This is a genomic window from Streptomyces sp. NPDC111606 (assembly GCF_055656945.1).
The window spans coordinates 518,436-529,421 of sequence record NZ_JBVKBY010000005.1; the positions used below are offsets into that span (position 1 = coordinate 518,436).

Genomic DNA, 10,986 nt, shown 5'->3' on the forward strand with positions numbered 1-10,986 from the left:
GCCACCGGCGTCACCCGGCACCCCGGTGCCGAAGCACCGACCCCGATCTCCCCTTCACGACCTCCAACTGCGCATGGATCCGCCGCCGCAGATCCGCGACATGGCTGACGATCCCGACGCTGCGGTCGCGCTCGCGCAGGGAGTCGAGCACGTCGAGCACCTCGTCGAGGGTCTGGTCGTCGAGGCTGCCGAAGCCCTCGTCGATGAAGAGCGTGTCCAGGCGGACCCCGCCGGCCTCGTCGGTCACGACGTCCGCGAGGCCGAGAGCGAGGGCCAGAGAGGCGAAGAACGTCTCGCCGCCCGACAGCGTCGCCGTGTCCCGCTCCCGCCCGGTCCAGGCGTCGACGACATGGAGCCCGAGCCCGCTGCGGCCACGGCCGGCCCGGTCGTCGGAATGGACGAGGGTGTAGCGGCCGGACGACATGCGTTGCAGCCGTACGGTCGCGGCGGCGGCGACCTGTTCGAGGCGGGCCGCCAGGACGTACGACTCCAGGCGCATCTTGCGCTCGTTGTCCGACGAGGTTCCGGCGGTGAGTGTGGCGAGGCGGGCCACGCGGTTGTACTCCCGACGCAGCGGGGCGAGTTGGCGCACGGCGGCGGTCGCGCGCGCGGACAGCCGGTCGAGCTCGGTACAGCGCCGGGCGGCGGCGTCACGCGCGGAGGCGGCGTCGCGGGCCCGCTGGGCCGCCGCGGAAGCGGCCCGCTCCGCGGACCCCACCTCGGCGGGCGCCTGCTGGGCGGCGGCTGAGGTGTCGGCCTCGGCGAGGACGGCGCGTACGGCGGACTCTTCGGACTGCCAGGCGTCCAGCCGTCGTTGGAGATCGCGGTGGGCGGTGTCGTCGAGGAGCGCGTCGGCCGCGGCCTGCGGGGTGTCGAAGCCCGCGCGGAAGGCGGCGTCGGCCAGGCGGGCGTCTGCGTCCTTGAGCCGTTGGGCGATGTCCTCGGCGGCGCGCGCGGTGTCGGCGGCGTCGGTGAGCAGCTCGGCCTGCCGCTCCAGTTGGGCGGCTCGCGCGGACACGCTGGCGGCGGTGCCGCGGGCCTGGGTCAACTCCCCCTCCAAAGTGGACCGTTCCCGGTCCAGCCGCTCGCGGTGGCCCACCCGGGACGCGACTCTGACCGCCGCCCGCTGCCGGTCGGCGGTCCGCTGCTCGTACTCCGCCTCGGCCCGGCGCAGCTCCTCGTGCGCCGGATGCAGCGCGGACGCCTCCCGGCGGGCCTGCGCCCACAGACGCTCCAGCTCCTCGCAGTGCGTGGCGAGTCGGTCGGTCGGCGAGTCTCCGGCCTCGGCCGTGGCGGCGGCCAGCGCCTCGCGTACGACGCCGAGGTGCCGCTCCTTCTCGCTGTGCCGTTCCTCCGCCTGCTGGTAGGCGGCCAGCGCGCGCTCCTCCGCCTCCCGGTCCACGTGCCCGGCGTCCTTGCGGGCGGGAGCGGGGTGGTCGATGGCCCCGCAGACCGCGCAGGGTTCACCGTCCTGCAACTGGGCGGCCAGCTCGGCGGCGATGCCCTCCAGCCGCTGTTCCTTGACGTCGAGCCAGTGCGCCTTGGCCTCGAGCACCTGTTCCTGGGCGAGTCGGGCCAGTTCGGCGGCCGCGTCCGTGTCACCGGCGAGCTGGTCACGCATCCGCGCGGCACCGAGCCGCTGCTGCGCGGGCTCACGCTGTACGGCGAGCTGCTCGGCCCGGGTCGCGGCATCCTTGGCGGTGTCGATACGGGTCTGGAGTGCGGCGCGGTTCTCCTCCCACCCGGCGAGCCAGTCCTCGGCGTCCTGCAGCAGGCCCTCGTCGGCCCGTTCCTGACGGTCCAGTTCATCGCGCTCGTCGACGAGGTCGGCCAGTCGCTGTTCACCGCGACGCGCGGACTCCAGTCCGCCCAGTTCCTCGGCGGCCCGGCGCGCGGCGACCGCGAGCCCGGCGGCGCCTGCCCCCGCGAAGGTCTCCGGCAACAGTCCACGCGCGTGTCCCTCGGCCGCCGCCGCCCGCCGGTGCTCCGCCTCGGCGGCGTCACGCAGCTCCAGCGCGGGCGCCACGGCCTCCGCCTTGCGGGAGCGCTCCATCCGGACCTGCGCCTGCCGGTAGCCGTCGGCGCGTTCGTCCAGCAGCGCGGCACGCTCCCGTGCCTCGGTGAACCGCCGCTGCAACCGGGCCACTTCGCGTACATCGGCCAGGGCGCGCTCGGCGCCTGCCTGGGCGGACTCGGCGGCCAGGAGGCGGCAGTGGGCGACGGTCAGCTGCTCGCGGGCGGTGCTGCGGGCGATGGCGGCAGCACCGAGGATGGCCTCGGCGAGGCCCGGCTCGCCCGGTGCGAGGTCGGGCGGCAACTGCATGGCGTTACCCGCCGCCTGCTGCATCCGGTGCGCGTCGGCCAGCAACGCGGCGTCGCCGTCCCGCACCTGGGACTCGGCCGCCCGTCGGCGCTCGGCGAGGCGCTTCTCGACCTCGGCGAAGCGGTGAGTGTCGAAGAGGCGGCCCAGCAGCTTGCCGCGCGCCTCGGCGTCGGCGCGCAGGAAGCGCGCGAAGTCGCCCTGGGGCAACAGCACCACCTGGCAGAACTGCTCACGGCTCATGCCGAGCAGCTGGGTGATCTCCTCGCCGATCTCCTGGTGCGAACGGCTGAGGTCCTTCCAGGTCCCGGCCTGCGCGTCGTACGCACGCAGCCAGGTCTGGGCCTTGTCGAGCGTCGTGCCCGAGCCGCGCTTCTTGGGGCGCTCCCAGGGCGGCTGCCGGGTGACCTCCAACCGGCGTCCGGCGACCGTGAGTTCGAGCCGGACCTCCGTGCGCGTGCCGACCGCGGCGTGATCGCTGCGCAGGGCCATGCCCTGGCCGCTCTGGCGGGCACCCGGCACGGAGCCGTAGAGCGCATAGCAGACGGCGTCCAGGACGGAGGTCTTGCCGGCGCCGGTCGGTCCGTGCAGCAGGAACAGGCCGGCCAGGGAGAGCGCGTCGAAGTCGACGGTCTGCGAACCGCCGAAGGGCCCGAAGGCCGTCACGTCGAGGCGATGGAGCCTCACCGCGCCACCTCCCGCACAACCTCGTCGGCCCGCACCGCGTCGAACGCGTCCCTCAGCACGCCCTGTTCGTGTTCGTCCGGCCCGGCCCCGCGCACATGCGCCACGAAGTCCTCCGCGATCTCCTGGTCGCTCCTCCCCGCGAGCCGCTGCGCATAGGACACCTCGGGATCGTCGGGCGCCCGCTCGGGGTCGAAGACGAGACTGAGCGTGTGCGGGAAGCGCTCGGCCAGGCGGGCCATGGGGTCGGCCGGGCGCACCGCGTCCGTGAGCGTCGCCTCGGTCCAGGCCTCCTCGCACCGCGTGAGCGCGGGGTCGGCGAGCAGGTCCTCCAGCGTCCCCCGGATCCTGGCCAGCGCACGCGGCACCGGGCAGTCGACCCGCTCGGCGGTGACCCCTCCGTCGGCGTCCAGGTCGACGAGCCACATGCTCTTGCGGTGATCGGCCTCGGAGAAGGAGTACGGCAGCGGCGAGCCCGAGTAGCGGACGCGCTCGGTGATGGTCTGGCAGCCGTGGAGGTGGCCCAGCGCCACGTAGTCGACGCCGTCGAAGACCCCCGCGGGGACCGCGGCCACCCCGCCGACGGTGATGTCCCGCTCACTGTCGCTGGCCTCGCCCCCGGTGACGAAGGCGTGCGCGAGGACGACCGACCGCGTGCCACGCGCGCGTGCGGCGAGGTCCGCGCGCACCCGGTCCATGGCGGCGGCCAGCACGGCCTCGTGTCCGGGCTTGTCGACGGCGAACTCGTCCTTCACCAGGGCGGGTTCGAGATACGGCAGCCCGTAGAAGGCCACGTCGCCGAAGTCGTCGGGCAGCACGACCGGCGTCCCGCACGCCGACGGCTCGGTCCGCAGATGGACACCCGCGCGGCCGATCAGCCCCGCTCCCACACCGAGCCGACGGGCCGAGTCATGATTCCCCGAGATCATCACTGTCGGGACGCCGAGGTCGGCGAGCCGGTGCAGGGCGTCGTCGAACAGCTCGACCGCGGCGAGCGGCGGCACCGCCCGGTCGTACACGTCTCCCGACACGACCACCGCGTCCACACCGCGCTCACGCACGGTCGTGACGAGGTGACCGATGAACTCGGCCTGGGCCCCGAGCATGTTCACCCGGTGGAACGCCCTGCCGAGATGCCAGTCGGAAGTGTGCAGCAGTCTCATGATCCCCGAGACTAACGGCCGGGTCTGACAGCACGGGCGGTTACTCCCGTATCGCCCCGTCATGACAGGGACTCCATACGCGCGTTACGGACATTTCACCCACCATGTCGGTCCCGGGTGCCGCCCGGCCCAGCCGCTCACGCGTCCCCGTACGCCTCTCCCCCGAGCTCGAACCCCGCCGCCCCTGCCGTCGCGTCCGCCAGCCAGGCCCGGAACGCCTCCACGTCGGCGTCCGGCAGACCGATCTCGATCGTCACCGCCTCGCCGTACCGCACGTCCCGGACCTCCCGCCCGGTCGACCTGAGGTCGTTCTCCACCTTGCCCGCGCGCTGGTGGTCGACGGTCACCGTGGCCAGCCGGAAGCGGCGCCGGGTGAGCGTGCCGAGCTCGTCCATCGCCTCCCCCACGGCACCGCCGTAGGCCCGGATGAGCCCGCCCGCGCCGAGCTTCACACCGCCGTAGTAGCGGGTGACGACGGCAACGACGTACCGCATGTCGCGGCGCAGCAGCATCTGGAGCATGGGGACGCCGGCCGTGCCGCCCGGTTCGCCGTCGTCGCCGGCCTTCTGGACCGCGGCGTCGGCGCCGATGACGTAGGCCCAGCAGTTGTGGGTGGCGTCCGCGTGCTCCTTGCGGATGCCGGCGATGAAGTCCTGGGCCTCCTGTTCGGTGGCCGCCGGGGCGAGCGCACAGATGAAGCGTGAGCGGTTGACCTCGGTCTCGTGCACGCCCGCGTGGGCGACTGTGCGGTACTCGTCCTGCATCCGGCCAGCCTATGCCGACCGTCCGCGGACCCTCGTCCCGAGGCCCGAGCCCCGAGCTCAAGGCCCGAGGCGTTCATCAGCTCACGTCTTCTTCTTGCCCCGCGCCACCATCACCCCCGTCAGCAGCGCCGTGCCCGGCGTGAGAGCCCGCCATGTGGTGCCGTGCCAGGCCAGTACGGCGATCGCCGACGTCGGGAACTTCGTGCGGACCTCGCCGAGCGCACCGTCGAGGTCGTCGCCCGCGAGGTCGAGGACGAGGTCCTCCAGGCCGGGGTTGTGCCCGACCAGCAGCAGCGTCTCGACCTCGGCGGACACCTCCTGCGTGACCGCCAGCAGGTCGGGCACGTCGGCCGCGTACAGCCGCGGGTCGTGACGCACCGGTGGCGGCGTGCCCCACTGGGAGGCCGCCAGTTCCCAGGTCGCACGCGCGCGTACGGCCGTCGAGCACAGGGCGAGGTCCGGCAGGCAGTCGGCCTCGGCGAGCATCCGGCCCGCGACCGGGGCGTCCCGGAGGCCGCGTGGGGCGAGCGGGCGTTCGTGGTCGGCGACGCCGTCCGGCCAGGCGGACTTGGCGTGCCGCAGGACGACCAGGCGGCGCAGCGGACCCGCGCCCATGCGCGCGGTCATGCCGGGTTTCCCAGGTCGCGCGCGAGGTCGAGGCCGAGGAGCCGGTCGGCATAGGCGTACGTCTCGAAGCGGGCGCCGTCCGACAGCTCCGGCGCGGTCTCCACCCAGCGCAGGACCCCGAGCACGCCGGGTACGTCGAGGTCGTCCTCCCAGGCGGTACGCAGTTCGGTGCGCACCTCGTCGGGAATGGGCCGCGACGGCCGCTGCGCCCAGCCCCCGACGGCACGACGCCAGCGGACGAGCGTGTCGTGGGCCTCGGCCAGCGCGGCCACGTCGAGGCGTACGGGCACGCTTCTGCGCCGGGAGAGCAGTGCGAGGCGCAGGGCGGCGGGGTCGCCCTCCTCGGGGGGTGCCTCCGAGTGCACGGGCGCGACGGCGACCCGTACCCCGTCGGGTTCCGCGTCACCGCCTTCGCGCACGACGTGGATCACCTGCGCCTCGCCCAGGCCGCCCGAGGCCGCGTCCCGGCCGTCCTCGAAGGGCCGGATGCCGAGCGCCACGGCGCCCGCCCGCAGCTCCGCCTGCTGCCGCTCCTCGTCGAGCAGTGACCAGACCGGCGTACCGCCGAGCTCCAGGGCGCGGACGAGGAGGTCGGCGACGAGCAGCACCCGCAGGGCGGTGACGTCGAAGCCCTCCGTATGCGCCTCGATGCGGGTCAGGCCGCGGCGGGCGGGCGCGGCGTCGACGGGCTTGCCGGTTCGGGCGTCGATGATGCGCAGCACGGAGCGAGCGTAGGCGCCCACGCGGCCGTCCGCAGCCATCCGGCCCGCTTTCCGGTCAGCGTGGCGGGCATCGGGTCTGCCGGGACTTGGCTGGTCATCCATGGTCGTACGGCCCATTCACGCGCGCGAGGCATCTGTCGTACCCGGGCATCGCCACCCCCTGCCGTGCGGACTGCCCGAACGGTACTGCGCACGGGCCCGCCCGGACAGGAGTTCGGGACGAGGCGCGGGGAAGTCTGCGGTGTACGGCACCGAGGGCGGCGGTCGCCGGGAATCATCGCGCCGCGCCCACCGTTGCCCCACAGAGCGGTCCAGGCACGACTTCCGAGGAGGCCCAGCGTGTACGGCGGCCCAGCAACGATCCGCAAGATCCTCACCGAGTCCGGCGACACCTGGGCGATCGTGGGACTGTCGACGAACCAGCGGCGCGCGGCGTACGGCGTCGCCGAGGTCCTCCAGCGCTTCGGCAAGCGCATCGTGCCCGTGCATCCGAAGGCCGAGAGCGTGCACGGCGAGAAGGGATACCCCTCCCTGGAAGCGATCCCCTTCCAGGTCGACGTCGTCGACGTGTTCGTCAACAGCGACCTCGCCGGACCCGTCGCCGACGAAGCCGCCGCCATCGGCGCCAAGGCGGTCTGGTTCCAACTGGGCGTCATCGACGAGGCGGCGTACGACCGCACCCGGGCCGCCGGCCTCGACATGGTCATGGACCGCTGCCCCGCCATCGAGATTCCGCGGCTCGGCTGACCTGATACATCGACTCGGCCGACCTGCTCGTCAATGCTGCGTTTGCGCTGGTCGTGCATGGGGCGGCGACCTGGCGGGAGTGACAGCCCGCCGTGTCGCGACATCACAGGGGGTGGTCGGCCTCGGAGAGGGCATCGCACGTTCAGCACCAATGAGCATCGGCCGCCACAACTACCGGCGCGATCCGAAACTTTGTGGTGGCGGACGGTCACAATCGGTCCACACTGCGCTCTGGGCGGAAGCCTGCCGGATGCGTAGCCTTTTCCTTGGGCTCAGCATGACTGATCCGTCCTCCACCGGGGGAGGGTACGCCCGCGAGCCTGGAGGGGGTGCTAGGTCGTGGGCAACTGGCGCGTTCGGGTACGAGGCCCTGGTGGGGAAGGGCTGTGCGGCGCGGGGGTTTTCATCGGCGGTGGCCGCATCCTGACCTGTGCGCATGTCGTGACCGAAGCCCTGGGGTCGGCGGCGGAGCAGGAGGTCCCGGCAGGCAGCACGGTGCTGGTGGACTTCGCACCGTCCGGGGACGCCCGGGCACGGCACGCGAGGACGGCCGAGGGCGGCTGGTTCCCGGCCCGCCCCGCGTCCGGCGACATCGCGATCCTGGAGCTCGAGGGGGGCGAGCCGCCCGCCGTGGCACGTCCGGCGGCCCTCTACGCGGGCGACTCGGCGGAGCCGACCGAGGTGAGTGTCTACGGCCATCCGCGCCGGGGGCTCGACGACGGTCTGTGGGTCGAGGCGACCGCGACGGGACCCGGTGGCCCCAACCCGGCCTGGCGACAGCTGGACGGCAGGGCGAACGGAGTCGCGATCCAACGGGGGTTCAGCGGGGCCGGCGTGTGGGACCGCCGCCTGCGCGGAGTCGTTGGCCTCGTCGTCGCCGCATACACCTCGTCCGTGGAGCGCGTGGCGTGGATGTTCCCGTTGGCCGCCGTGGCCCGCGAATGGACGCCCCTCGCCGCGATGATCGGCCAGGAAGGAGCCCCAGCGGAACTGACGGCACGTCAATGTGCTGAGCTGGCCCGCCTGCTCGCCTCCATACCGGCGTTCGGCACGCTCGGCGGACGCCAGGATCTGGTCTCACTGCTACGCCCGGAGATCGGCTCGGTGGTGACCGAACGCCCGGAACCGCACGCGCACCTGTACCACGTGGTGCGTACGAGTTCTGACTACGAAGGAGGGCTGGACGAACTCATCGGCGCTGTGAGGATGTTGGCAGGGGACTCCCGTACCGTCCGATCGATCGCCGCCGAGATGCGGCGTTTTGAGGAGGAGGGACGCCGGTGAGTGGACATTCGACACTTTGCGTGGCCGAACCTGTCCACGCCTTGACGCGTTACGGGAAAACGGGGATGGCGGACACAATCGACGACTCATCGGACTGGGTGCGTACCAGCAGACTGGTGGAGGCTCTGGAACGCACCAGACCCATGGGGGATCCGGATTTACGGCGCCAGTGTCTGGAGGTGGCGGGGAGCCGTCTGAACATCGAATTGAGTGGCCTTGTGATGCAGGGCGTGAACACGCGAAGCCAGCTTTACGATGTCGTGCGGTTTCTGACCGACATTCCCGGTGGCCTCATGGTACTGGCGGACACGCTCCGTTTCTTCGCTCCGGGCGCCCGGTCCACGGAGGCATTCCATCACCTGGTGCGCTCGGCGTTCGTGCAACCTCCGCTGTCCGAAGTCCAACTCCGGGAAATCCACGCTTTATTGAGCGAAGTACCCAAGGTACCGATCGCCCGCATCCATCGAGCGGCGCGTGGCACCTATGAACGGCTTCCCCCGGGGCACGAGGACATCGCTCTGGCCTTCGACCACCTGGTGGAGGCGAACGCACGGGCCGACGGCCTCTTCCCCTTCATGCTGTACGTCGAATACATCGCGGCACTCGCCCCCATTGAACTACGTCTGCGATTACGCGATTGGAACTCCTCGGTCGCCGAGGGCCTCGGCGCGCTCGACGCGCTGGAGACATTGACCTCCGAACTCGTCCTGGTACGTCCCGAACACACCGAGTCCATGGCCTACCTCGCGATCCAGATCGAACGGAAGGACGACAGTGATGGCGACGGCGACGGCTACCTGGTGTCCTCGTGGACCAAAGAGGACACCTTGTCCCCGGCCCGTCCGGACGTCCTGGACTTCGCCTGCTCCGACGGCGATCTGGAGATGACCGTCGAGCGTGTCATCTCCAGCGGTGAGGCGTCGCTGGCGGGCCTCGATTCACCCGTCCAGCTGGAATTCCTGCTCGGCCGCGAGCTGGTCGATCTGCCCATAGAGGAGTTCTCCACCCATCGTTCCTCCGGTCTGCCGCGCTCACTGGTGCGTCACTACCAGACGGTGATCCGCAGTCTTGAGCGGCAGCGCGACCCCGCGATCCAGCGGGTGTGGAAGCGGCGCTGGCGCAGCATGCGCGAGACCCCGCACGAGTGCTCCTGGCACGCCTGCGGCGGTCTGGGCGGCCTGAGCCCCTCGGACCTGCAGGACATCCTGGGCCGCGACATGGCCGGACGGGTGGTCGCGGTCGCCCTGCTCGACGCGCCCCGGAAACCCGAACCGGGGATCGTCCACCCGTACGACGTCGCTCTGCGAGAAGGCGTCCCCGCGATGCTGTGGAGCCGCTCGGAGGGTGCCGTCCATGCCCTAGACGACCTGGCGAAGCACCTCTTCGCAGCCGGCCGGCTGAACATGCTGGCCGCGAAGGTCCACGAGTCCCGAGGGTCGCGGACATCGGACGGAGTGCTCCTGCTCATCGACGATCCCGAGAACGTCTACGTGCCATTACGGCGCTACCAGTCGCCACAGCACAGGGGAAGGACGCAGTCATGAGTGACGGCCGGCCCGCCGACGACAGGTCCGCTCCGGATGACGGGCAGGACCCCCACCCCCAGAACACCGCGCCGTGGTGGGTCTATCACGGCGACGGGCGCGCCCTGGCGGCCCGCGATCTCGACGACCTGCTCATGGGCCCGCCCCCATGGCGCACCTTCGACGGCGGCCCGCTCCAGCCACGCCCGGCCGAGGACGAGGCCGAGGTGACACGCCGGATCGGTCCGCCCCTGCGCGACGGCGATCCGCGGCGCCCCGTCAATATCGACGAAGCAGACATGGTCAACTCGGCCCTGTATCTGCGCCGCCCACTCTTGATCACCGGCCGTCCGGGCACCGGCAAGTCGAGCCTGGCCTACCGCGTGGCACGCGAGTTACGACTGGGCCGCGTCCTGCGCTGGCCCATCACGACCCGCACGACGCTGCGCTCCGGCCTGTACGAGTACGACGCCATAGGGCGCGCGCAGGACGCCGCCGCCTACCGCGCGGCGACGGAGGCGGAACCGGGGCACGCCGACGACCCGGCAGGCGAACGGACCGGCATCGGCGACTACATACGGCTCGGCCCCCTGGGTACGGCCCTGCTGCCGTACCGACTGCCTCGTGTGCTCCTCATCGATGAACTAGACAAAAGCGACATAGACCTACCTAATGATCTCCTCAACATCTTCGAGGAAGGTGAGTACGACATCCCCGAGCTGGTCCGTTCCGCTCCGCGCGAGCCGGACGCCGACGTCCTCACCGCCGATCCCGGCGCGACGGCGCGGATCTCGCACGGCCGGGTGCGGTGCCGTGCCTTCCCCCTCATCCTCATCACGTCCAACGGCGAAAAGGAGTTCCCACCGGCGCTGTTGCGACGCTGTCTCCGCCTCGAACTGGCGCCGCCCGACCTGGACCAGCTCGCCGCGATGGTCACGGCACGTTTCGGTCAACGGGCCGGCACCCGGGGGAAGGAGCTGGTGCGGCTCTTCGTCGCCCGCGCCGCGCGCGAGGGCGGCATGTCCGCGGATCAGTTGCTCAACAGCGTCTATCTGGCCACGTCCGACCGGTTCACCGGTGACGAGCACTGGGACAGGCTGGTCAGCTCGCTGTGGCGCAGCCTCGACGCGACGGGGCCGTGATGGCTGCCGA

Annotated in this window: 9 protein-coding genes; 4 read left to right on the plus strand and 5 right to left on the minus strand. The window is 71.9% G+C overall.

What is annotated here, in order from left to right; translation table 11 throughout:
* Nucleotides 1–10 precede the first annotated feature (10 nt).
* The 5 genes from ACZ7M7_RS21075 to ACZ7M7_RS21095 all read right to left on the minus strand — a co-directional run bounded on the left by ACZ7M7_RS21075 (nt 11) and on the right by ACZ7M7_RS21095 (nt 6,280).
* Complete coding sequence (locus tag ACZ7M7_RS21075) at nt 11–3,007, minus strand: AAA family ATPase (RefSeq protein ID WP_472119050.1); 2,997 nt, start codon at nt 3,005–3,007, stop codon at nt 11–13.
* Nucleotides 3,004–4,167, minus strand: a complete 1,164-nt coding sequence (locus ACZ7M7_RS21080) for an exonuclease SbcCD subunit D (RefSeq protein ID WP_472119053.1) — start codon at nt 4,165–4,167, stop codon at nt 3,004–3,006. Before ACZ7M7_RS21080 ends, ACZ7M7_RS21075 begins: the two co-directional genes overlap by 4 nt.
* Before the next feature lie 137 nt (nt 4,168–4,304).
* Nucleotides 4,305–4,931 carry a YigZ family protein gene (locus ACZ7M7_RS21085; RefSeq protein WP_472119056.1) on the minus strand — a complete coding sequence of 209 codons (627 nt, stop codon included), beginning with the start codon at nt 4,929–4,931 and terminating at the stop codon, nt 4,305–4,307.
* An 81-nt stretch (nt 4,932–5,012) separates the two neighbouring features.
* Nucleotides 5,013–5,558: a SixA phosphatase family protein gene (locus ACZ7M7_RS21090; protein ID WP_383599459.1), complete on the minus strand. Its 546-nt coding sequence runs from the start codon at nt 5,556–5,558 to the stop codon at nt 5,013–5,015.
* A complete protein-coding gene (locus ACZ7M7_RS21095; protein WP_383599461.1) occupies nt 5,555–6,280 on the minus strand; it encodes a hypothetical protein in 726 nt (241 codons plus the stop codon). Before ACZ7M7_RS21095 ends, ACZ7M7_RS21090 begins: the two co-directional genes overlap by 4 nt.
* 339 nt (nt 6,281–6,619) lie before the next feature.
* Here ACZ7M7_RS21095 and ACZ7M7_RS21100 point away from each other — a divergent pair, with 339 nt between their 5' ends.
* The 4 genes from ACZ7M7_RS21100 (at nt 6,620) to ACZ7M7_RS21115 (ending at nt 10,976) form a co-directional block, all read left to right on the plus strand.
* Nucleotides 6,620–7,027 carry a CoA-binding protein gene (locus tag ACZ7M7_RS21100; protein WP_427842115.1) on the plus strand — a complete coding sequence of 136 codons (408 nt, stop codon included), beginning with the start codon at nt 6,620–6,622 and terminating at the stop codon, nt 7,025–7,027.
* 339 nt (nt 7,028–7,366) lie between these two features.
* Entirely contained in the window at nt 7,367–8,311 is a 945-nt protein-coding gene (locus ACZ7M7_RS21105; protein ID WP_472119062.1) for an effector-associated domain 2-containing protein, read from the plus strand.
* Nucleotides 8,312–8,427: 116 nt separating this feature from the next.
* Nucleotides 8,428–9,855 carry a VMAP-C domain-containing protein gene (locus ACZ7M7_RS21110; RefSeq protein WP_472119065.1) on the plus strand — a complete coding sequence of 476 codons (1,428 nt, stop codon included), beginning with the start codon at nt 8,428–8,430 and terminating at the stop codon, nt 9,853–9,855.
* Complete coding sequence (locus tag ACZ7M7_RS21115) at nt 9,852–10,976, plus strand: AAA family ATPase (protein WP_383599473.1); 1,125 nt, start codon at nt 9,852–9,854, stop codon at nt 10,974–10,976. Before ACZ7M7_RS21110 ends, ACZ7M7_RS21115 begins: the two co-directional genes overlap by 4 nt.
* The last annotated feature ends 10 nt before the right edge of the window (nt 10,977–10,986 follow it).

Bases quoted from the DNA above. Each gene is read 5' to 3' on its own strand.
- ACZ7M7_RS21080 (WP_472119053.1), bottom strand. From the start codon at position 4,167: ATGAGACTGCTGCACACTTCCGACTGGCATCTCGGCAGGGCGTTCCAC.
- ACZ7M7_RS21085 (WP_472119056.1), bottom strand. From the start codon at position 4,931: ATGCAGGACGAGTACCGCACAGTCGCCCACGCGGGCGTGCACGAGACC.
- ACZ7M7_RS21090 (WP_383599459.1), bottom strand. From the start codon at position 5,558: ATGACCGCGCGCATGGGCGCGGGTCCGCTGCGCCGCCTGGTCGTCCTG.
- ACZ7M7_RS21115 (WP_383599473.1), top strand. From the start codon at position 9,852: ATGAGTGACGGCCGGCCCGCCGACGACAGGTCCGCTCCGGATGACGGG.